Annotated in this window: 20 protein-coding genes; 18 read left to right on the top strand and 2 right to left on the bottom strand. The window is 75.4% G+C overall.

What is annotated here, in order from left to right; genetic code table 11:
• Window positions 1-55 precede the first annotated feature (55 nt).
• From UXQ13_RS11025 to def, 8 genes are all read left to right on the top strand, one after another.
• Window positions 56-2059 carry a TIGR03960 family B12-binding radical SAM protein gene (locus UXQ13_RS11025; protein ID WP_225232343.1) on the top strand — a complete coding sequence of 668 codons (2004 nt, stop codon included), beginning with the start codon at window positions 56-58 and terminating at the stop codon, window positions 2057-2059.
• Window positions 2059-2826 (top strand): TIGR03936 family radical SAM-associated protein, encoded by a 768-nt coding sequence (locus UXQ13_RS11020; protein ID WP_225232342.1) that lies wholly within the window; start codon window positions 2059-2061, stop codon window positions 2824-2826. Before UXQ13_RS11025 ends, UXQ13_RS11020 begins: the two co-directional genes overlap by 1 nt.
• Before the next feature lie 288 nt (window positions 2827-3114).
• Window positions 3115-6312, top strand: coding sequence for an Rne/Rng family ribonuclease (locus UXQ13_RS11015; RefSeq protein ID WP_336392292.1), 3198 nt, complete (start codon window positions 3115-3117; stop codon window positions 6310-6312).
• A gap of 261 nt (window positions 6313-6573) precedes the next feature.
• Window positions 6574-6894, top strand: a complete 321-nt coding sequence (gene rplU, locus UXQ13_RS11010; RefSeq protein ID WP_091244639.1) for a 50S ribosomal protein L21 — start codon at window positions 6574-6576, stop codon at window positions 6892-6894.
• Window positions 6895-6901: 7 nt separating this feature from the next.
• Window positions 6902-7177 carry a 50S ribosomal protein L27 gene (gene rpmA / locus UXQ13_RS11005; protein ID WP_091244642.1) on the top strand — a complete coding sequence of 92 codons (276 nt, stop codon included), beginning with the start codon at window positions 6902-6904 and terminating at the stop codon, window positions 7175-7177.
• Window positions 7178-7278: 101 nt separating this feature from the next.
• Window positions 7279-8757 (top strand): GTPase ObgE, encoded by a 1479-nt coding sequence (gene obgE / locus UXQ13_RS11000; RefSeq protein ID WP_225232340.1) that lies wholly within the window; start codon window positions 7279-7281, stop codon window positions 8755-8757.
• Complete coding sequence (gene proB, locus UXQ13_RS10995; RefSeq protein ID WP_336392291.1) at window positions 8754-9872, top strand: glutamate 5-kinase; 1119 nt, start codon at window positions 8754-8756, stop codon at window positions 9870-9872. The genes obgE and proB overlap by 4 nt, the downstream gene beginning before the upstream one ends.
• 12 nt (window positions 9873-9884) lie before the next feature.
• Window positions 9885-10364, top strand: coding sequence for a peptide deformylase (def, locus tag UXQ13_RS10990; protein ID WP_225232338.1), 480 nt, complete (start codon window positions 9885-9887; stop codon window positions 10362-10364).
• Here the strand turns inward: def and UXQ13_RS10985 are convergent, their stop codons facing one another.
• Window positions 10365-10778 (bottom strand): rhodanese-like domain-containing protein, encoded by a 414-nt coding sequence (locus tag UXQ13_RS10985; RefSeq protein WP_336392290.1) that lies wholly within the window; start codon window positions 10776-10778, stop codon window positions 10365-10367.
• 93 nt (window positions 10779-10871) lie between these two features.
• Here UXQ13_RS10985 and UXQ13_RS10980 point away from each other — a divergent pair, with 93 nt between their 5' ends.
• The 8 genes from UXQ13_RS10980 (at window position 10872) to UXQ13_RS10945 (ending at window position 18228) form a co-directional block, all read left to right on the top strand.
• The gene (locus UXQ13_RS10980) at window positions 10872-11330 is read left to right on the top strand and encodes an Lrp/AsnC family transcriptional regulator (RefSeq protein ID WP_336392289.1); all 459 of its coding nucleotides are present in this window, start codon (window positions 10872-10874) and stop codon (window positions 11328-11330) included.
• A gap of 50 nt (window positions 11331-11380) precedes the next feature.
• Window positions 11381-12628 (top strand): glutamate-5-semialdehyde dehydrogenase, encoded by a 1248-nt coding sequence (locus UXQ13_RS10975; protein ID WP_225232337.1) that lies wholly within the window; start codon window positions 11381-11383, stop codon window positions 12626-12628.
• Window positions 12629-12635: 7 nt separating this feature from the next.
• Window positions 12636-13520 (top strand): AAA family ATPase, encoded by an 885-nt coding sequence (locus tag UXQ13_RS10970; RefSeq protein ID WP_225232336.1) that lies wholly within the window; start codon window positions 12636-12638, stop codon window positions 13518-13520.
• Entirely contained in the window at window positions 13520-14932 is a 1413-nt protein-coding gene (locus UXQ13_RS10965; protein ID WP_336392288.1) for a vWA domain-containing protein, read from the top strand. Before UXQ13_RS10970 ends, UXQ13_RS10965 begins: the two co-directional genes overlap by 1 nt.
• 284 nt (window positions 14933-15216) lie before the next feature.
• Window positions 15217-15948 (top strand): nicotinate-nucleotide adenylyltransferase, encoded by a 732-nt coding sequence (nadD, locus tag UXQ13_RS10960; RefSeq protein WP_336392287.1) that lies wholly within the window; start codon window positions 15217-15219, stop codon window positions 15946-15948.
• Window positions 15945-16460 (top strand): ribosome silencing factor, encoded by a 516-nt coding sequence (gene rsfS / locus UXQ13_RS10955; protein WP_336392286.1) that lies wholly within the window; start codon window positions 15945-15947, stop codon window positions 16458-16460. Before nadD ends, rsfS begins: the two co-directional genes overlap by 4 nt.
• Window positions 16457-17257, top strand: coding sequence for a histidine phosphatase family protein (locus UXQ13_RS10950; protein ID WP_336392285.1), 801 nt, complete (start codon window positions 16457-16459; stop codon window positions 17255-17257). The genes rsfS and UXQ13_RS10950 overlap by 4 nt, the downstream gene beginning before the upstream one ends.
• Before the next feature lie 101 nt (window positions 17258-17358).
• Complete coding sequence (locus UXQ13_RS10945; RefSeq protein ID WP_225232331.1) at window positions 17359-18228, top strand: DegV family protein; 870 nt, start codon at window positions 17359-17361, stop codon at window positions 18226-18228.
• Window positions 18229-18259: 31 nt separating this feature from the next.
• Here UXQ13_RS10945 and UXQ13_RS10940 read toward each other — a convergent pair whose 3' ends face one another.
• Window positions 18260-19852, bottom strand: coding sequence for a hypothetical protein (locus tag UXQ13_RS10940; RefSeq protein ID WP_336392284.1), 1593 nt, complete (start codon window positions 19850-19852; stop codon window positions 18260-18262).
• Between the two features lie 93 nt (window positions 19853-19945).
• On the opposite strand from UXQ13_RS10940, the gene UXQ13_RS10935 reads away from it, so the two are divergent.
• Both UXQ13_RS10935 and bluB read left to right on the top strand, forming a co-directional pair.
• Window positions 19946-20896, top strand: coding sequence for a ComEA family DNA-binding protein (locus UXQ13_RS10935; protein ID WP_336392283.1), 951 nt, complete (start codon window positions 19946-19948; stop codon window positions 20894-20896).
• Between the two features lie 22 nt (window positions 20897-20918).
• A complete protein-coding gene (bluB, locus tag UXQ13_RS10930; protein WP_336392282.1) occupies window positions 20919-21560 on the top strand; it encodes a 5,6-dimethylbenzimidazole synthase in 642 nt (213 codons plus the stop codon).
• Window positions 21561-21640: the final 80 nt, after the last annotated feature.

Raw genomic sequence — 21640 nt, 5'->3', positions numbered from 1 at the left:
GGGGCCCCGGGACACCCTGGGGCCCCCGTCGCAGGCGGTTACCCTCGACCACGCTATGACTGTCGAGAGCTTGTACCCCCGTCTCGAGCCGCTGCTGGCCCAGGTCCAGAAGCCGATCCAGTACGTCGGTGGAGAGCTCAACGCCCAGACCAAGCCGTGGGACGCCGTCGCCGTCCACTGGGCGCTCATGTACCCCGACGCCTACGAGGTCGGCCTGCCCAACCAGGGTCTGATGATCCTGTACGAGGTGCTCAACGAGCGCACCGACGCCCTGGCCGAGCGCACCTACGCGGTGTGGCCCGACCTCGCCGGGCTGATGCGGGCCAACGGCGTCGGCCAGTTCACGCTGGAGAACCACCGCCCGGTCCACGACTTCGACTTCCTCGGCGTCAGCTTCGCCACCGAGCTGGGCTACACCAACCTGCTCGACGCCCTCGACCTCGCCGGCATCCCGCTGCACGCGGTGGACCGCGACGAGCGGCACCCGGTCGTGGTGGCCGGCGGGCACGCGGCGTTCAACCCCGAGCCGGTCAGCGACTTCGTGGACTGCGCCGTCCTCGGCGACGGCGAGCAGGTCGTCGGCGACATGACCGACGTGCACAGCGCCTGGACGGCGGCCGGCCGCCCCGGTGGGCGCACCGAGCTGCTGGCCCGGCTGTCCCGCGTCGAGGGCGTCTACGTGCCGCAGTTCTACGCGGTGACCTACCAGGCCGACGGCACCATCGCGGCCTTCGTGCCCACCCGGGACGACGTCCCCACCACGATCTCCAAGCGCACCGTGATGGACCTCGACGAGTGGCCCTACCCGAAGCAGCCGCTGGTCCCGCTGGCCGAGAGCGTGCACGAGCGGATGAGCGTGGAGATCTTCCGCGGCTGCACCCGGGGCTGCCGGTTCTGCCAGGCCGGGATGATCACCCGCCCGGTGCGCGAGCGGACCATCACCGGCATCGGCTCGATGGTCGACGCCGGCCTCAAGGCCACCGGCTACGAGGAGGTGGGCCTGCTCTCGCTGAGCTCGGCCGACCACTCGGAGATCGGGCAGCTGGCCAAGGAGCTGGCCGACCGGTACGAGGGCACCAACACCGGGCTCTCGCTGCCCTCGACCCGGGTCGACGCGTTCAACGTGACCCTGGCCAACGAGCTGTCCCGCAACGGCCGGCGCTCGGGGCTGACCTTCGCCCCCGAGGGCGGCAGCGAGCGGATCCGCCGGGTCATCAACAAGACCGTGTCCAAGGAGGACCTGGTCCGCACGGTCACCACGGCCTACGCCAACGGCTGGCGCCAGGTGAAGCTGTACTTCATGTGCGGTCTGCCCACCGAGACCGACGAGGACGTGCTGGAGATCGCCGAGCTGGCGGTCGAGGTCATCCGGGCCGGCCGGGAGGCCGCGGGCAACAAGGACATCCGCTGCACGGTGTCCATCGGCGGCTTCGTGCCCAAGCCGCACACCCCGTTCCAGTGGGCGTCGCAGGCCTCGGCCGAGACCATCGACCACCGCCTGCGGGTGCTGCGCGACGCGATCAACGCCGACCGCCGGATCGGTCGCTCCATCGGGTTGCGCTACCACGACGGCAAGCCCGGCGTGATCGAGGGACTGCTGTCCCGCGGCGACCGCCGGGTCGGCCGGGTCATCGAGCGGGTGTGGCGCGACGGCGGGCACTTCGACGGCTGGAGCGAGCACTTCTCCTACGACCGCTGGGCCACCGCCGCGGCCGAGGAGCTCGCTCCCTTCGGCGTCGACCTGGCCTGGTACACCACCCGCGAGCGCGGTGAGCACGAGGTGCTGCCCTGGGACCACCTGGAGTCCGGCCTGGACAAGGAGTGGCTCTGGGACGACTGGCAGGAGGCGCTCAACGAGGACGAGGTCGCCGACTGCCGCTGGACCCCCTGCTACGACTGCGGCGTCTGCCCGACCATGGGCACCGAGATCCAGATCGGCCCCACCGGCCGCTCGCTGATCCCGCTGGCCGTCGTCGGTGCCGGGCCGCGGCCCGACGTCCGCGCGCAGGTCGACGTGGACGTCGACGCCGCGGTGGCCGACCCGGTCCACACGCACTGATGGCCCGCCAGCCCGACGGCCCCCCGCCGCCGCCCACCGTGCAGAAGCTGCGGCTGCGCTACACCAAGCGCGGTCCGCTGCGGTTCGCCTCCCACCGCGACCTCGCCCGGGCGCTGGAGCGTGCCCTGCGGCGCGCCCAGGTGCCGATGGCGTTCTCGGCCGGGTTCAGCCCGCACCCCAAGATCAGCTACATGGGTGCGGCCCCGACCGGCGCGGCGTCCGAGGCGGAGTACGTGGAGATCGGGCTGGCGGCCCGGTGCGACCCGGAGGCCGTGCGGGTGGCGCTGGACGCCTCCCTGCCGCCGGGCATCGACGTCCTGGAGTGCGTGGAGGCCGCGGAGGGCACCGGTGGCCTGGCCGAGCGCCTCGACGGCACCCGCTGGCGGATCGACCTGGCCGGCGTCGACCCCGACGAGCTGGGCCGGGCCGTCGAGGCGCTGCTGGCCGCCGAGGTCGTGACGGTCTCCAAGCGCACCAAGAACGGGCCCCGGGACATCGACGCCCGGGCCGCCGTGGTCTCGGCCGCGGCCTCCGGGGAGACCGGGCGTGCCATACTGCACGTGGTCGTACGGCAGGTGACGCCTACCGTCCGACCGGACGACGTGTTGGCCGCACTGGCTGCCGTCGCCGACCTGCACCCGCCGTTGCCCCCCCGGGCCGTGCGTGAGGCGCAGGGCCGGCTCGACGACAGCGGTGAGGTGGCCGACCCGCTCGGCCCGGACCGCGAGGCCGGCTCCCGCTGCCAGGGGGAGCCCCAGCCGGTCTGAGCCGGTGGGGCCGGACGCCCGGGCCGACGCAGGACGTCGCCCCGCACCGCGAACTGCCAGCCGCGGCGCACAACAGCCTTCGCACCACCGCTCCACCCAGCGAGCCAGCACCGAGAACCTGCACCAGCACCACCGGGACCCGATCACGTGGCCGGGTCCTGGCACCAGACTTCAGCGGGCCCCGGCACGCCACCTCGGCGGACCGACCCGCCCGACCCGTACCCCTGTGCGGCCGCCGACCGTCGACGACGGTCGGCGCCCGGGGGTGCACCAGGAGGCGAGCCCTTCGTGGCCGACACCGACGACACCACCACAGAACCCCTGACCGGGGAGGTCTCCCCGGAGACCGAGCCGCAGGACACCACACCCCCGGACACCGCCGCCGGCGACCCGGCCCCGGACGAGGTCGCGGAGCCCGAGCTCGAGGACCCCCAGCCCGAGGACCCGCAGCCCGAGGTCACCGGCGAGCTGCGCCTCCAGGCCGACGCCGAGACCCTCGAGGCGGCGGCGATCCCGCCGACCCGCCCGCAGGACGACGCCGTCGAGGCCCCCCGCTTCGGGGCCCAGTTCAGCTCGCCCGAGCCCACCACCGTCACCGCCCGGCCGCGTCGCCGGGCCACCCGGCCGGCGCTGGCCGCCGACCCCGGCTCGGTCGAGCCCGCCCCCGCGGCACCCCCGACGGCACCGGCCTTCGTCGCCGCGCCGGCCTTCGTCGCGGCGCCCGCCGAGGCCGAGCCGGCCGCCCCGGCCCCGCGCCGGCGCAGCCGCCGCACCCAGGCCGAGACGCCGGCCGAGCCGGTCGAGGTCGCCGACGCCGTCGAGGAGCCGGTGGAGGAGCAGGAGGAGACCGGCGGCCGCCCGCGCCGCAGCCGCTCCCGGCGCAAGCCGGCCGCCGAGGTCGAGCGCCCGGCCGAGGACGAGGCCGACGACGAGGCCGTCGTGCTGCCGGCCCCCGACGCCGAGGACGACACCGACGACGACGCCGAGGACGGCGAGGACCGCGACGACGCCGGTTCGAGCAGCCGTCGCCGGCGCCGCGGGCGCCGTGGCCGCGGCCGCGGTCGCACCGGCGAGGACGACGAGGACCGCGACGACACCGACACCGCGCAGGACGACGCCGCCACCGACCCCGAGGACGGCGAGACCTCCGACGAGGACGCCGACGACTCCGGCGAGGCCGCCGGCTCCGGCACCCGTCGGCGCCGCCGTCGCCGTCGGCGCGGGAGCGAGTCCACCGGCACCGACACCACCGACAGCACCGACGACGACCGCCCCGAGCGCGCCGGGCGCAACGGCCGGGACTCCAGCGACGACGCCGTCAAGGGCGTCGCCGGCTCCACCCGCCTGGAGGCCAAGCGCCAGCGCCGCCGCGACGGCCGGGACACCGGTCGCCGCCGCGCGCCGATCCTGAGCGAGTCGGAGTTCCTGGCCCGCCGCGAGGCCGTCAACCGCACGATGGTCATCCGCCAGCAGGGTGAGCGCACCCAGATCGCCGTCCTCGAGGACGACGTGCTGGTCGAGCACTACGTCACCCAGGCGCAGTCGGCGTCCTTCGCCGGCAACGTCTACCTGGGCCGGGTGCAGAACGTGCTGCCCTCCATGGAGGCCGCCTTCGTCGACGTCGGCAAGGGCCGCAACGCCGTGCTGTACGCCGGCGAGGTCAACTGGGAGACCGCCGGGCTGTCCGGCAAGTCCCGCTCCATCGAGCAGGCGCTGAAGTCCGGGGACAAGGTCCTGGTGCAGGTCACCAAGGACCCGATCGGCCACAAGGGTGCCCGGCTGACCCAGCAGATCAACCTGCCCGGCCGCTTCCTGGTCTACGTGCCCGGCGGTTCGATGACCGGGATCAGCCGCAAGCTGCCCGACAACGAGCGCCAGCGGCTCAAGGACATCCTCAAGAAGATCGTCCCCGAGGACGCCGGCGTCATCATCCGCACCGCGGCGGAGGGCGCCTCCGAGGAGGAGCTCACCCGCGACGTGGCCCGGCTGCAGGCGCAGTGGGAGGTCATCCAGACCAAGGCGAAGTCGGTCAGCAACGCACCGACGCTGCTGTACGGCGAGCCCGACCTGGCCATCCGGGTCATCCGCGACGTGTTCAACGAGGACTTCTCCAAGCTCGTCGTCCAGGGCGACGACGCGTGGGACACCGTCGAGGCCTACGTCGCGCACGTCTCCCCGGAGCTGTCCGGCCGGCTGGAGCGCTTCGTCGGCACCGGTGACGCCTTCCGCGAGCTGCGGATCGACGAGCAGCTGCTCAAGGCCCTGGACCGCAAGGTCTGGCTGCCCTCGGGCGGGTCGCTGGTCATCGACCGCACCGAGGCCATGACCGTCGTCGACGTCAACACCGGCAAGTTCACCGGCTCCGGCGGCAACCTGGAGCAGACGGTCACCCGGAACAACATCGAGGCCGCCGAGGAGATCGTCCGCCAGCTCCGGCTGCGCGACATCGGCGGCATGATCGTCATCGACTTCATCGACATGGTGCTGGAGAGCAACCGGGACCTGGTCCTGCGCCGGCTCACCGAGTGCCTGGGCCGGGACCGGACCAAGCACCAGGTCGCCGAGGTCACCTCGCTGGGCCTGGTGCAGATGACCCGCAAGCGGGTCGGCCAGGGCCTGCTCGAGGTCTTCAGCGAGAACTGCGAGCACTGCCGCGGTCGGGGCGTCATCGTGCACCTGGACCCGGTGGACGAGAAGAAGCGCTCCGGCGGCCAGGTCGGCGGCAACGGGGGACACCCCGTGCCCGGCGGCGGCAACCAGGGCAACCACGGCGGCGGCAACCCGGGCACTGGCAACCAGGGCAATGGCAACCAGGGTGGCGGCAACCAGGGTGGTCGCGGCCGGGGCGAGGACCGTGCGGTCGAGGCCGCGGCGGTCGAGGCCGACGCCCCGACCACCGGGCCCGAGGGCGACGCGGAGGCCCCGCAGGAGCCCACCGGCCGGTCCGGGCGCCGCAACCGCGGCCGCCGCAACCGCGGCCGCACCGGCGACGACCAGGTCGTCGAGGACGCCGCCGCGCTGGCCGCGAGCCACGGTGCGTCGGAGGACGGCGACGACGAGCCGGACGCCGTCGATGACGTCGTCGACGTCGTCGACGACGTCGCCGTCGTGGACGAGCCGGCCGACGGCGGCCAGGGGGAGAAGGCCGGGGTCGTCGAGCCCGACGAGGTCGCCCAGGCCGTCGCCGAGGTGAGCGGGACCGAGGCTCCGGCCGAGCCGGTCGTCGAGCTGGACCTGCCCGAGCCGGCGGCCACGGTCGTCGAGGAGACCCCGGCGGGCTCCGTCGAGGGCGACGCTGCCCCCGAGCCGGATGTCGCCCCCGAGGTCGAGACCGTCCCCGAGCCCGAGGCGGCCCCCGAGGTCGTCGCCGAGCCCGAGGCCGTCGTCCCCGAGCCCGTCGCGGTGGAGGAGGCCCCGGCTGCCCCGGTGGCCCGTCCGCGCCGTCGCCGGGCCGCCAGCCGGCCGGCCGGACCGCCCGTCGAGTGACCTGCTCCGCGGCCGGGGGCGACCAGCTCGCCCCCGGCCGCGGAGCACGCACGCAGGACCCGGCGAGAGGTCGGGCACAGGGGTTCGACCGCGGCGGGCGGGCTCGGGTACGCTAACCGGGTTGCTCCCCTCCGGAGTGGCTGCTGCCCCGCGCCTCGTGCGCCGGGGAGGGCGGGCCCCGGGTGTGCGAGCAGCCCGTCCCGCACACCGGTTCGCGCCGGGGTGCGCCCAGGACAACGAAGACCTATCGAGGAGTCAGTGGTGTACGCAGTCGTCAAGGCCGGTGGGAAGCAGCACAAGGTGGCTGTCGGTGACCGGTTCACCGTCAACCGTCTCGCAGGAGCTGCCGGCGACACCGTCGCGCTCCCCGTGGTGCTCCTGGTCGACGGCGACACCGTCACCAGCGACGCCGACGCGCTGGCGAAGGTCACCGCGACCGGCGAGATCGTCGAGCACGGCAAGGGCCCGAAGATCAAGATCCACAAGTTCAAGAACAAGACCGGCTACCACAAGCGCCAGGGGCACCGTCAGCCGCTGAGCGAGGTCGTGGTGACCGCCATCGGTTCCGAGAAGAAGGGCTGACGCCGCCATGGCTCACAAGAAGGGCGCATCGTCGTCCCGCAACGGTCGCGACTCGAACGCCCAGCGCCTCGGCGTGAAGCGCTTCGGCGGCCAGGTCGTCAAGGCCGGCGAGATCATCGTCCGCCAGCGCGGCACCCACTTCCACCCCGGCCTCGGTGTCGGCCGCGGCAAGGACGACACGCTGTTCGCCCTGACCCCGGGTGCGGTCGAGTTCGGCCGTCGCGGTGGCCGTCGGGTCGTCAACGTGCAGCTCGTCGAGCCCGCTCTCGAGCCGGCCGTCTGAACCTGATCCACCAGCACCACCTGTTCCATCCGGGCCCGGCGGGAGATCCTGCCGGGCCCGGTCCCATCCGTACGGCCGTTTGACGTAGAGAGGCGGCGATCATGGCCGCTTTCATCGACCGGGTGACCGTGCACGTGTCCGCAGGCAACGGCGGGCACGGGGTCAGCTCCGTGCACCGCGAGAAGTTCAAGCCCCTCGGTGGCCCCGACGGCGGCAACGGCGGGGACGGCGGCGACGTCGTCCTGGAGGTGGACAGCAGCGTCCACACGCTGCTGGACTTCCACCACCACCCGCACCAGAAGGCCCCCAACGGCAAGCCCGGCGGCGGCAGCAACCGCAACGGCGCCCGCGGCGAGGACGCCGTGCTCCGGGTCCCCGAGGGCACCGTGGTCACCACCGCCGACGGCGAGGTGCTCGCCGACCTGATGGGCGTGGGCACCCGCCTGGTGCTGGCCGCCGGCGGCCGCGGCGGGCTCGGCAACGCCGCGCTGGCCAACGCCCGCCGCAAGGCCCCCGGCTTCGCGCTGCTCGGCGAGCCCGGCGAGGCCGTCGACGCGGTGCTGGAGCTCAAGAGCGTCGCCGACGTCGGCCTGGTCGGGTTCCCCTCGGCCGGCAAGTCCTCGCTGGTCGCCGCCATGAGCGCGGCCAAGCCGAAGATCGCCGACTACCCGTTCACCACGCTGGTCCCCAACCTGGGCGTGATCCGCTCCGGCGACGTCACCTACACGATGGCCGACGTCCCCGGCCTGATCCCCGGTGCCTCCACCGGCCGCGGGCTGGGCCTGCAGTTCCTCCGGCACGTCGAGCGCTGCGCCGTCCTGGTGCACGTGGTCGACATGGCGACGATGGAGCCCGGGCGCGACCCGGAGAACGACATCGCCGCCCTGGAGCACGAGCTGCGGGAGTACGACGACGAGCTCGACCTGGTCGGCCGGCTGAAGATCGCCGTGCTCAACAAGATCGACGTCCCCGACGGCCGTGAGCTGGTCGACCTGGTCCGGGCGACGCTGGAGGCCCGCGGCCTCGAGGTCTTCCCGATCAGCGCGGTCACCGGCGAGGGTCTGCCCGAGTTCGGCTACGCCCTGGCCCGCGAGGTCGAGGCGCACCGGGCCTCGCTGCCCGCGCCGGACGCCGTCCGGATCACCCTGAGCCCCAAGGCCGTCGACGACGGCGGCTTCACCGTGCAGCCCGACCCGCGGACCGACGGCTGGATGGTCGTCGGCGTGCGCCCCGAGCGCTGGGTGCGGCAGACCGACTTCAGCAACGACGAGGCGGTCGGCTACCTGGCCGACCGGCTCAACCGCCTGGGTGTGGAGATCGAGCTGGCCAAGGCCGGCGCGAAGCCGGGCGACGCGATCACCGTCGGCGACGTCACCTTCGACTGGGAGCCCACGCTGCCGGCCGGCACGCTCACCGTCGAGGAGACCGCGGGCCTGGGCGGGCGCGGCACCGACGTCCGGCTGGAGAACAACTCCCGGCCCCGCGCCGACGAGCGGCTGGCCGCCAAGCGCCGCCGGCGCACGCCCTACGAGCTGCTCGAGCCGGAGGACGACGACCCCAGCTGGGACGACACCCCGTGACCCGGGCGGCCGTCGCCGCGGCCCACCGGGTGGTGGTGAAGGTCGGCTCCTCCAGCCTGACCACCCTCGAGCACGGTCTCGACGAGGGGCGGCTGCAGGCCCTGGTCGACGTGCTCGCCGGGCTCCGGGCCGCCGGCCGGGAGGTCGTGCTGGTGTCCTCCGGGGCGATCGGCGCCGGCCTGGCGCCGCTGGGCATCGGCGGCCGCCCCCGCGACCTGGCGACCGCGCAGGCCGCCGCCAGCGTCGGCCAGCTGCGGCTGATGCGGGCCTACGCCGACGCCTTCGCCCGCCACGGCATCACCGTCGGCCAGGTGCTGCTGACCGCCGACGACCTGACCCGGCGCGGCCACTACCGCAACGCCCGCCAGACGGTCGACCGGTTGCTGGCCCTCGGCGTGCTGCCGGTGGTCAACGAGAACGACACTGTGGCCACCGAGGAGATCCGGTTCGGCGACAACGACCGGCTCGCCGCCCTGGTGGCGCACCTGTCGGTGGCCGACGCGCTGGTGCTGCTCTCCGACATCGACGCGGTCTACGACGGCGACCCCCGGGTGGGCCCGGCGGCCCGGATCGACACCGTGGCCGACCCCGGTGACCTCGCCGCGGTCGTGCTGGGCTCGGCCGCCCGCAACGGCGTCGGCACCGGCGGCATGGCCACCAAGGTGGAGGCCGCCTTCATCGCCGCGCAGGCCGGCGTCCCCGTCGTCGTCACCTCGACGACGCAGGCGGCCGCGGCGCTGGCCGGCGAGCCGGTCGGCACGCTGTTCACCGCGCGCGGCCGTCGTCCCTCCGCGCGGCAGTTCTGGCTGCGGTACGCCTCCCGCCCGCGCGGCCAGGTTCTGCTGGACGCCGGCGCGGTCGCCGCCGTCCGCGACCGCGGCGCCTCGCTGCTGGCCGCGGGCATCACCGGGGTGGCCGGGGACTTCCTGGCCGACGACCCGGTCGAGCTGGTCGACCCCGACGGCACCGTGGTCGCCCGCGGCCTGGTCTCCTACGACGCCCGCGAGATGCCGGGGCTGCTGGGTCGGTCCACCGGCGACCTCGAGCCCGAGCACCGCCGTCCCGTCGTGCACCGCGACGAGATGGTGCTCGTCCGGGCGCCCGTCGGCGCCTGAGAAGATCTGCCCGTGGCTGTCCGTCCCATCCGTGAACTCGGCGACCCGGTGCTGCGCACCCCCTGCGACCCGGTGCGTGCCTTCGACGCCGCGCTGGCCGGGCTGGTCCGCGACCTCGAGGAGACCGTCGACCACCCCGGCCGTGCGGGCCTGGCGGCCAACCAGATCGGCGTCTCGCTGCGGGTCTTCTCCTACAACATCGACGGCGTGATCGGCCACCTGGTGAACCCGGTGGTCGTGGAGCGCTCCGACGAGGTGCAGGACGGCGACGAGGGCTGCCTGTCGGTGCCGGGCCTGTACGCCCCGACCGTGCGGGCGCTGTGGTGCGCCGCCGAGGGCTTCGACGTCGAGGGCAACCCGCTGCGGCTGGAGGGCGAGGGCCTGATGGCCCGCTGCCTGCAGCACGAGGTCGACCACCTCGACGGCATGGTCTTCCTGCAGCGCCTCACCGGCGACGCCAAGAAGGCCGCCTTCCGCGCGCTCCGCGGCTGATCACCCCGGGGCCGGGGCGGTGAGCGGGTCGGGGGACTGCCGCCTGCGGCCCTCCGGTCCCACCACGGCGAATCCCTCCCGGACCCAGTACTCGTAGCCGCCGATCAGCTCCCGCACGTGCCGGTAGCCGAGCTCGACGAGCGCCAGCGCTGCCTTGGTGCTGCCGTTGCAGCCCGGGCCCCAGCAGTGCACGACCAGGTCGGCGTCCCGGTCGGGCAGCACCTCTGCTGCCCGGGTGACGTCGGGCAGGTGGACCGCGCGCGGGAGGTGGCCCTGGAGCCAGGCCTCCTCCGACCGGACGTCGACGACCACCGGGCCCGGGCCGGATGCCCGGGCGGCGGCCAGGTCGGCGGGGTCGGTCTCGAAGGCGAGCTTGGCGGCGAAGAACTGGACGGCGGTCGTGGTGGTCTGCACCTGCACAGTCCACCGTGGCCGGGCCTCCCCGGACAGGGGTGATCCGGGGTGGTGCGGGCCGATCAGCACGGGATCGCCGGTACTTTGCCCCGCATGCCCTCGGATCCCCGGCCGCCGCTCGACGAGACCGATCGCCGCATCGTCGCGGCGCTGCAGCGCGACGGCCGGCTCAGCACCGCCGAGCTCGGCCGGCTGGTGTCCCTGTCCGCCAGCGCCACCGCCGACCGGGTGCGTCGGCTGACCGACACCGGCGTCCTCACCGGCTACACCGCCACCGTCGACCCCGAGGCGCTGGGCTACCCGGTGAGCGCGTTCGTCCGGCTGGCCTACCCGTCGGGGAACTACAAGCCGTTCCACGACCTGGTCGAGGTGACGCCGGAGGTCGTCGAGGCCCACCACGTCACCGGTGACGACTGCTTCGTCGTCCGGGTGGTGGCCCGCTCCATGCGCGACCTGGAGCGGATCACCGGCCGGCTGGCCACGCTGGGCGGCATCACCACCAGCGTCGTCTACTCCAGCCCGCTCCCGCGCCGCCACCTCGCCCCCGCCTGACCAGCGCAGGTCGTAACGGTCAGCGCTGACGGCTGCGTATCCTCGGGCGCGTGCCTGCCGACCTGCCGCTGATCGGAGACGCCGCCCGCCGCGCCCGCACCGCCGCCCGGGTGCTGCGCACGCTGCCGTCGTCCACCAAGGACGCCGCCCTGCTGGCCATGGCCGACGCCCTCGTCGCGCACACCGAGGACGTGCTCGCCGCCAACGCCGAGGACGTCGAGGCCGCGCGGGTGGCCGGCACCGCGGAGTCGGTGCTCGACCGGCTGCGGCTGGACGCCGACCGGGTCGCCGCGGTGGCCGAGGCGCTGCGCCAGCTGGTCGAGCTGCCCGACCCGGTGGGTGACGTCGTGCGCGGGTCGACCCTGGAGAACGGGCTGCAGCTGCGCCAGGTCCGGGTGCCGCTCGGGGTCGTCGGGATCATCTACGAGGCCCGGCCCAACGTGACCGTCGACGCCGCCGGGCTGTGCCTGAAGAGCGGCAACGCCGCGCTGCTGCGCGGGTCCGCCTCGGCCTTCGGCACCAACACCGCCCTGGTCGCCGTCCTCACCGAGGCCGCCGAGAAGGCCGGGCTGCCCGCCGGGTGCATCGCCCTGCTGCCCGCCGACCGGGCCAGCGTCGGCGAGCTGCTGGGCGCCCGCGGGCTGGTCGACGTGGTGATCCCGCGCGGGGGAGCCGCGCTGATCCAGCGGGTGGTCGCCGAGTCCACCGTGCCGGTCATCGAGACCGGGGTGGGCAACTGCCACGTGTACGTCGACGCCTCCGCCGACGCCGGGATGGCCGAGGCGATCGTGCTCAACGCCAAGACCCACCGGGTCAGCGTCTGCAACTCCGCCGAGTCGCTGCTGGTGCACCGGGACTCCCCGCACCTGGCCCGGCTGCTCACCGCGCTCGTCGACGCCGGGGTGACCCTGCACGGCGACGAGGCCGCCCGCGCCGCGCACCCGGCCGTCGTCCCGGCGACCGACGAGGACTGGGCCACCGAGTACCTGTCGATGGACATGGCCGTGCGGGTCGTGGACGACCTGCCGCAGGCGCTGGACCACATCGCCGCCTGGGGGAGCGGGCACTCCGAGGCGATCGTGGCCGACTCCGCCGCCGCGATCGCCGACTTCGTCGCCGGGGTGGACGCCGCTGCCGTGCTGGTCAACGCCTCCACCCGGTTCACCGACGGCGGCGAGTTCGGCTTCGGCGCCGAGATCGGCATCTCCACCCAGAAGCTGCACGCCCGCGGACCGCTGGGCCTGCCGGAACTGACCTCCACCACCTACGTCGTGACCGGCAACGGCCACACCCGATAGGAGCCCCGTGCCCCCGCAGCAGCCAGCCCGTTTCGCCGACGTCGCCGACGTCACCGCCCGGCTGTCCGCCGCGGGGTACCTGCCCGACGCGCAGATCGCCACGACGGTCTTCCTGGCCGACCGGCTGGGCAAGCCGCTGCTGGTCGAGGGCCCGGCCGGTGTCGGCAAGACCGAGCTGGCCAAGGCGCTGGCGACGGCGACGTCCTCGGACCTGATCCGCCTGCAGTGCTACGAGGGCCTCGACGAGGCCCGCGCGCTGTACGAGTGGAACTACAAGAAGCAGCTGCTGCGCATCCAGGCCTCGCAGAACTCCGCGGACGGCGGGGACTGGGGCGACCTGCACGACGACGTCTTCGGCGAGGAGTTCCTGCTCTCCCGGCCGCTGCTGACCGCCATCCGGCGCACCGAGCCCACCGTGCTGCTGATCGACGAGACCGACAAGGCCGACGTCGAGGTCGAGGGCCTGCTGCTGGAGGTGCTCAGCGACTTCCAGGTGACGATCCCCGAGATCGGCACGATCGTGGCGACCCGCCGTCCGATGGTGGTGCTGACCTCCAACGCGACCCGCGAGCTGTCCGAGGCGCTCAAGCGGCGCTGCCTCTACCTCGCCCTGGACTACCCGAGCGCCGAGCGCGAGCGGGAGATCGTGCTGTCCCGGGTGCCCGAGCTGGCCCCGGCCCTGGCCGAGCAGCTGGTCCGCACGGTGCGGGCGCTGCGGGCCATGGAGCTGAAGAAGTCGCCGTCGATCTCGGAGACCCTGGACTGGGCGCAGACCCTGCTGGCGCTGGGGATGGACACCCTGGGCACCGACGAGGTGCGGCAGACCCTCGGCGTGGTGCTGAAGCACGGCAGCGACCAGACCCGCGCCGCGGCCGAGCTGCGGCTGAATTGATGGACGGGATCACGCCGGGCGGCCTCCCCGCGCACCTGGACGGCTTCGTCCGGGCGGTGCGCGAGGCCGGCATCCCGGTGGGGATCTCCTCCGCCGTCGACGCGGCCCACGTGCTCACCGCCGTCGACCTGCTGGACCGGGAGCAGCTGCGGCACGGGCTGGCCGCCGTCCTGCTGCACCGGGCCGCGCAGCGCCCCACCTACGACGTGCTGTTCGACCTGTGGTGGCCGCTGACCGACCGCCCGTCGGTCCCGTCGGAGGCCGAGCCGGCGCAGGACGGCGCCCCGGACGACGGGGTGCCCGACGCCGACCGGCAGGCCGCGCTGGCCGCCGAGCTGCGCGCGGAGCTGCTCCGCAAGCTGCTGGACGGCGACGAGGAGGCCCTGCGCCGCTTCGCCCGGCAGGCCGTGGAGCAGCTCGGCCAGGGCCAGCCCTCGCCGTCGGGCCAGTCCTTCTTCTCCTACCGGGTGCTGCGCGCGCTGTCCCCGGACACCCTGGTCTCCCAGCTGCTGGACGGGCTGCTGGGCGGGGCCGACCGCGGCGGGCTGGCCGAGCAGGTCGCCCGGCAGACCGTCCGCGAGCGGCTGGCCGCGTTCCGGGCCGCCGTGGAGGCCGAGGTGCGCCGCCGGTCGGCCGCCGAGCGCGGCCGCGAGCGGGTCGCCCGGACGGCGGTCAAGCCGCTGGCCGACCAGGTGGACTTCCTCCGCGCGCAGTCCGCCGACCTGGCCGAGCTGCGCCGCTCGGTCGCCCCGCTGGCCCGGCGGCTGGCCGCCCGGCTGTCGGCCAAGCGCCGGCTCGGGCGGGCCGGGCGGCTGGACTTCCGCAAGACGGTGCGGGCGTCGCTGGCCACCGGCGGGGTCCCGGTGGTCACCCACCACAAGCCGCGGGCGGTGCACAAGCCCGAGCTGGTCGTGCTGTGCGACATCAGCGGCTCGGTCGCCGGGTTCAGCCACTTCACGCTGATGCTCACCCAGGCGCTGCGCGAGCACTTCTCCGGTGTGCGGGCCTTCGCCTTCGTCGACTCCACCGACGAGGTCACCCGGTTCTTCACCCCCGGCGCCGACGTCGCCGACGCCGTGCAGCGGATCGGCCGGGAGGCCGACGTCGTCTCCTTCGACGGGCACAGCGACTACGGCAACGCCTTCGGGGTGTTCGCCGAGAGGTGGGCGTCCGCGGTCGGGCCGAAGACCTCGCTGCTGGTGCTCGGCGACGGGCGGACCAACTACCGGCAGCCCGGCCTCCCGGTGCTGGCCGACCTGGTGCGGCGGTCCCGCTCGGCGTACTGGCTCAACCCCGAGCCGGCCCGGCTGTGGGGGAGCGGCGACTCGGCGGCGGACAAGTACAAGCAGGTCATCCCGATGATCGAGGTCCGCAACGCGGCCCAGCTGGCGGAGTTCGTCACCACCCTCTGAGGCGGTGTGACGGGACCCACGTCGGCCCGTCCAGAATTGTTCGTCGTTCGGCCGTAACCGAGTCGTCCCGGTGCCGTTGGTCCATGCGGAGGCAGCGAGACCGCCTCCGCGCGCCGGCCGGGGAGACCCGGCCGGGTGGCCGGCGACACGGGGGCGCCGGTCCAGCAGGCCGGACGGTCCTGCCACCGAGAGGTGGGGGACGGCCGGCCCGCTCGTGCGCCCGCAGCGCCCCGGCCTGCACGATCGCGGCGGTGGCACCGCCGGGGGCGGGCTACGCTCGGCAGGTGGCGGGCAAGCGACTGGGCGTGATGGGCGGCACCTTCGACCCGGTGCACCACGGTCACCTGGTCGCCGCCAGCGAGGTCGCCAGCCTGTTCGGGCTGGACGAGGTGGTCTTCGTGCCCACCGGCGAGCCGTGGCAGAAGGCCGACCGCGAGGTCAGCCCGGCCGAGGACCGGTACCTGATGACGGTGATCGCGACCGCGTCGAACCCGCGCTTCTCGGTCAGCCGGGTCGACGTCGACCGCGGCACCACGACCTACACGATCGACACCCTCACCGACCTGCGCCGGCTGCGCCCGGACGCCGAGCTGTTCTTCATCACCGGGGCCGACGCGCTGGCCCAGATCGTCGGCTGGCGGGACACCGCCCGGCTGTTCGACCTGGCCCACTTCGTCGGCGTCACCCGGCCGGGCTACCAGTTCGCCGAGCTGCCGGCCGGGCTGCCCCCGGACTCGGTCAGCCTGGTGGAGATCCCGGCGCTGGCGATCAGCTCGACCGACTGCCGCGACCGGGTCCGCCGCGGGATGCCGGTCTGGTACCTCGTCCCCGACGGCGTCGTGCAGTACATCGAGAAGAGCGGTCTCTACCGCGACGGCCTGCCCGTCGTCCCGACCGGGCAGCTGCTGCCCGGGACCGGGGTGCGCCACCTCGGCGCACCGACGGTCACCCATGCCTCCCCGTCGGGACCGGTCCGCGGTCCCGACACCCCCGAGCTCCAGGAGATACCCCGATGACCGCCTCGACAGAGGCCCGCGAGACCGCGCTGTGGGCCGCCCAGGCCGCGGCCGACAAGCTCGCCACCGACGTGTCCATCGTCGACGTCAGCGACCGGCTGGCCATCACCGACGCCTTCGTGCTGGCGTCGGCGCCCAACGAGCGGCAGGTGCAGTCCATCGTCGACGAGGTCGAGGACCGGCTGCGCGAGCACGGCATCAAGGCCGTCCGGCGCGAGGGCGTGGCCGAGTCCCGCTGGGTGCTGCTGGACTTCGTCGACGTCGTGGTGCACGTCCAGCACGCCGAGGAGCGGGCCTACTACTCCCTCGAGCGGCTCTGGAAGGACTGCCCCACCATCCCGTTCACCGACAGCGCGCTGCCCCCGGCGGCGCGCGTCGCCAGCACCCCGGTGACGCCGTCGGCGCAGGACGCCGACGCGGTGCCCGGCGGGTTCTCCGGCGAGGGCGAGGCCGCCCCGCAGGCGCTGGACCCGGCCACGTCGGACGCCCCGCAGGCCGACACCACCCGGTGAGCGCTGCGGCCGAGGCGCCCACCCTGCCCACCGTCGAGCGCGTGCTCGTCTGGCGGCACGGGCGGACCGAGTGGAACGCCAGCGGTCGCTTCCAGGGGCAGCTGGACCCGCCGCTGGACGACACCGGCCGGGCCCAGGCCCGGCGCGCGGCCGACGCCCTGGCCCGGGAGCTCCCGGCCGGGACGCTGGTGGTCTCCAGCGACCTGGTGCGCGCCCGCGACACCGCGCAGACCCTGGCCGACGCGCTCGGCACGCCGCTGCGCGTCGAGCCCCGGCTGCGGGAGCACGGCCTGGGCAGCTGGGAGGGCCTGACCCGGGAGGACGTCGCCCGGGACCTGCCCGAGCAGTACGCCGACTGGGTCGAGGGCCGGCCCGTCCGCGGGCGCGGCGGCGAGGACCCGGCCGCGGTGGCCCGCCGGGCGCTGTCCGCGCTGTCGGACCTGCCGCCGGCCCCGGTCGCGGTGCTGGTCACGCACGGCGGCACCGGAGGCCGGCTGGTCGAGGCTCTGCTGGGGCTCGGTCCGGAGCACCGCCGCATCTTCGGCCCGCTGGGCAACTGCCACTGGACCGAGCTTGCGCACCAGGGCAGCCGCTGGCGGGTGCTGCGGCACAACGCCTCGGCCACCGGCGGCGCCCCCGGGCTGCCGCGCCGCTCCGGCGCGGAGACCGGTCCGGACGTGGCCGAGGCGGCCGGCGTGGCCGAGCCGGCGGTCGCGGCCGGTGCTGCCCCGCTGCCCGCCGGGGCCACCCCGGACGACGCCGCGCCGGCCCCGACGGACGCCGACGCCGCCCTCTGAGCTGCTCCTGCGCTGCCTGGGCGGGTGCCGGTCGGGGCTGACCAGCCGGTTCCCGTCGGGGCCCGGCGAGGTCCGTCGGGGTTCCGGTTAGCCTCGCGCCCATGTCCGTCGCCGTGGTCACCGATTCCACGGCCTACCTGCCGGCCGAGCTGGTCACCGACCTCGGGATCGAGGTCGTCCCCCTCTACGTCGTGCTGACCGGTCGCTCCGGCCGGGAGGGCCTCGACGTCGGCCCGGCCGAGGTCGCCAGGACGCTGGCCGTGCGGGGCCAGCAGGTCACCACCTCGCGGCCGACACCGGGGGACTTCGTCGGGGCCTACCGCCGGTGCCTGGACGCCGGCGCCGACCGGGTGGTCTCGGTGCACCTGTCCCGCGAGCTGTCCGGGACCTGGGACGCCGCCCGCTCGGCGGCCAACCAGGTCGGCGAGCACGTGGTGTCCGTGGTCGACAGCGGCACGGCGGCGATGGGCACCGGGTTCGCGGTGCTCGCCGCTGCCCGGGCCGCGGCGGCCGGCGCCGGGGCCGACGAGGTCGCAGCCGTCGCCCAGGGCACCGCGGACGGCAGCAGCACCCTGTTCGTGCTCGACACCCTGGAGCACCTGCGGCGCGGTGGCCGGATCGGGTCGGCGGCCGCGGTGCTCGGCACCGCCCTGGCGGTGCGCCCGGTGCTGCACGTCCTGGACGGCCGGATCGTGGTGCTGGAGAAGGTGCGCACCACCACCCGGGCGGTGGCCCGGATGGTGCAGCGGGTCGTGGACCTGGCCGGGGACCGGCCGGTCTCCTTGGCCGTGCACCACCTGGCCGCGGCCGCCCGGGCCGACGCGCTGGCCGACCAGCTGCGCGAGCGGGTGCCGACCCTGCGCGAGCTGTACGTGAGCGAGCTGGGTGCGGCGATCGGGGCGCACGTCGGCCCCGGTGCACTGGGGGTCGTCGTCGACCCGAGCGGCACCCGGGCGGCCGGCCCGACCTGATCCGACGTCGGCAGGGCCGGTCCGGTCCCGGTCAGCAGTGCCCGGCCGGCCGCCACCCGCTGGTCAGCGTGACCGGGCCCGCCGCGGTCATCCGCAGCCGCACCGTGCCGGGCAGGTCACCGGGCTCCACGCAGCCGTCGCCCTCGAGCACCAGGCGCTCGTCCCAGAACACCGACAGCAGCACGTCGCCGGGCCGCTGCACGGACACGGTCAACCCACGCCGGTCGCTGTCGACCAGCTCCGCCGGCCCGGCCAGCACGACGCCCGGCCCGTCGACGGCGTACAGCGACCAGGAGGCGTCGGACCAGACCAGGTCCACCCCCGGGACCCCAGCCCGGACCAGTGCGGCCTCCGCCCGGCCGGCCCAGTCGGGCCGCTGCGCGGACAACGCGACGTAGGAGACGCCCCGCGCGCGCAGCCAGGCCAGGTAGGAGGCGGCGTCCAGCGAGCCGTCGTAGAACAGGCGGTTGCGGGCGACGTCGAGCTGGCGGGTCCAGCCCCGGGCCAGCGGCACCTGCGTGCCCATCGTCGCGTCCGAGTGGTCGGCCAGCGGCACCACCTCCACCCGGCCCACCGGGCCCCGGCGAGCCAGCTCCGCCAGCACCGGGGCGCTCGCCCGGTCCTGGACCGCGGTGTCCCGCGGGCCCAGGTCCTGCGGCACCAGCGGCGGGAGCAGCCAGGTCACCAGCGCGACCGCCAACCCCACCAGGAGCGCCGGTCGGTGCGGCACCGCGACCAGCACCGGGGCGGCGAACAGCAGCACCAGGCGGGTCGCGTTCGAGCCCACCGGGTCCGGCAGCAGCCAGGTCCCCACCAGCAGCGCCGCCGTCAGACCCGCTCCGGCCCGCACCACCGGCAGCCGCGGCCCGGCCACGGCCGCCACCACCCCGCTGGCCACCGTCGCGGCCAGCGCCTGGTGCGCGCTCGCCGTCATCGGCCCGCTCGCGGCGTCCAGGGCCACCATCGCGGCCAGCGGCGTCGCCGTCCCGGCCAGCAGCGCCGCGACCTCCCACCCGGACCGTGATCTCCTGGCGCCGGCCAGCCACCACGCCCCGGCAGCCACGGCGAGCAGCACGGCGGACACCGGGCTCAGGGCCCCCGCCAGCGCCGCCAGCAGGCCCGCCCCGGTCCGCCGCACCGGCGGTCGGATCCTCGGGTCGCCGGCCACCAACAGGGCCAGCAGCGCCGCCGCCGTCCCCGTCGCGAACGTCGTCCGGCCCGACAGCTGGTCGGCCAGGAACACCAGCACCGCCGTGACCGCCACCGTCCGGGTCCGGGTCGCCCCCGCCCGGACCAGGAGGGCGGTGGTCGCCGCCGCCCCGGTCGCCGTGCTCAGCACCCCCGCCACCGCCGGGCCCACCAGGGCCAGCAGCCACGGGGCCAGCAGGCTGTAGGAGAAGGCGGGCGAGCCGGCGTACCAACCCAGGTCCACCGGCTGCCCACCGGCGGAGGCGGCCCAGGAGAGCCACCAGCGCTGCGCGACCAGGTCGCCGCCCACCACCGGGAGCAGCTCCACGGCGACGCCGCCGACCAGCCCCAGGCCGGCCGCCAGCACGACGGCCGCCGGCACGCGGCGGCGACGGGCTGCTGGTGGACACGGCGGCAGGCTGACCTGCTGCGGCATGGTCGTGCATGCTGCCATCCACAACCGGGTGCCCTGTCCACAGATGTGGCCGGACCCCGCCGCGACGTCCCGGGCGGCCCTACCGTCCTGGCCGTGCTGTTCTCCTCCCGCCGGGCCGACGACGCCGACGTGATCCGTGCCCGGCTGCGCGCGCTGCTCGACGAGGGCGGCGCCCGGCGGGGGTGGGTGCCCGACGACGCCGACCCGGGACCGGGCTCCGGGCCTGCGCCGTCCTGGGGCCTCGACGACGACCCCCGGGACGACCCCGCCGACGACCTGGACGAGGACACGGACGGCGACCCGGACAGCTGGTCCGTGGATCCCGCCGACGCGGTGACCACCCCGCTGCCGGCCACCGACGACGGGGATGCAGGCGCCCCGGCCGGGCGGCACCGCGCGTCCGGGCCGGCCACCCGGGTCGATCCCGGCCCGCACGGCGCCCGGACGCTGTGGGTGGTCGCCCTGCTGGCCGCGATCGCCGTCGCGGGCTGGAGCTGGCTCGGCCGTCCGGACGTGGCGCCGGTCGACGTCGCCGCGGTGAACGCCCCGGCGGTCCCGGTCGCGAGCACCGGACCCCCGACCTCCGGGTCACCGACCTCCGCGCCGGCCGCAGTGGTCGTGGTGTCGGTCGTGGGCCAGGTCGTCAGCCCGGGTCTGGTCACGCTGCCGGCCGGCTCCCGGGTCGCCGATGCCCTGGCCGCCGCCGGCGGGCTGCTGCCCGAGGCCGACCCGGCATCGGTCAACGCCGCGGCGCTGCTCACCGACGGCCAGCAGGTCGCCGTCGGGGTGCCTGGTGCGGCCGGCGGGACGGGCACGGGGGCAGGGACGGCGGCAGGGGGAGGTGCCGGGTCCGGGCCGGTCGACCTCAACTCAGCCACCGCGGCCGACCTCGACGCGCTGCCGGGGATCGGCCCGGTGCTCGCCCAGCGCATCCTGGACCACCGGGAGGAGCAGGGACCCTTCGGCAGCGTCGAGGAGCTCGACGACGTCAGCGGGATCGGGCCGGCGCTGTACGCCGAGATCTCCCCGCTGGTCACCGTCTGAGGCCCTCGTGTGGGATGGCGGGATGGACACCGGTCTCTACGACGCCATCCACCGCCGGCGCGACGTCCGGCGCGAGTTCACCGGCGAACCGGTCGACCCCGCGGCCCTGCGCCGGGTGCTGGACGCTGCGCACGCGGCCCCGAGCGTGGGCATGACCCAGCCCTGGGACTTCCTCCTGGTCCGCGACGCCGACCTCCGCCGGCGGTTCCAGGCGCACGTCGCCACCGAGCGCCAGGTGTTCGACGCCGGTCTGGACGCCGACCGCGCCGCGGTGTTCTCCCGGATCTCGGTCGAGGGCGTGCTCGGCTCCAGCCTCGGCGTCGTGGTCACCTACGACGCCGGGCGCGGTGCGCCGGCGGTGCTGGGCCGGCACGCCATCGCCGACACGGGCCTGTACTCCACCTGCCTGGCGATCCAGAACCTGTGGTTGGCCGCCACCGCCGAGGGCTGGGGCGTGGGGTGGGTGTCCTTCTACCGGGAGCCGTTCCTGCGGGACCTGCTGGGCATCCCCGAGGACGTCCGCCCGGTGGCGTGGTTGTGCGTGGGCCCGGTGGCGCAGCTGCAGGAGGTGCCCGACCTGGAGCGGCACGGCTGGCGGTCCCGCCGGCCGCTCGCCGACGCAGTCCACGCCGACCGCTGGGGTGCCCCCGCCGCGGACGTCTAGCAGGCCGAGGGCGGGACTGCCGGTCGCCGTCCACACCCGGGACGCCGGTCCACAGCCGTCCCCGAGGCGGGTCCGGGGGC

This window comes from Klenkia terrae, from assembly GCF_037083865.1.
Taxonomy (GTDB): domain Bacteria; phylum Actinomycetota; class Actinomycetes; order Mycobacteriales; family Geodermatophilaceae; genus Klenkia; species Klenkia terrae.
The sequence above is the reverse complement of the archived record's forward strand: the minus strand, read 5'-3'. Positions and strand labels throughout refer to the sequence as shown.